General features: G+C 65.1%; 1 pseudogene. It reads left to right on the plus strand.

What is annotated here, in order from left to right:
• Nucleotides 1–118: 118 nt before the first annotated feature.
• Nucleotides 119–315: pseudogene (locus P0G09_RS17225) on the plus strand (hypothetical protein); the annotation flags it as partial.

Below are 315 nucleotides of genomic sequence, written 5' to 3' on the forward strand. Positions count from 1 at the left end.
CTACGATGCCGCCCCGCTGGCGGGCACGGCCCAGCAGCTCTCCCCGGTGACCACCCCCGCCAATGCCGCCAGCAAGAACGGCGTGACCTAAGTCTCTGATAACCCCAATGTAGTCTCGGTGGACAGTGAGGGCGTGGCGCAGGCTGTGGGCCTGGGTACGGCCAACATCACCGCCACCTGCGGCGGGGTGAGTTGCACCTATACCATCACCCCCCAGCCGGATGCCAGCATGAGTGCCACCGAAATGGATATCACCCTTGCATCCAGCACCATTGCCGTGGGCGAGACCACCAGCCTTTCGCTGGCAGTGCTGCC

Origin of the sequence: Faecalibacterium sp. DFI.5.82 (assembly GCF_029076575.1) — a bacterium.
GTDB lineage: Bacteria > Bacillota > Clostridia > Oscillospirales > Ruminococcaceae > Faecalibacterium > Faecalibacterium duncaniae.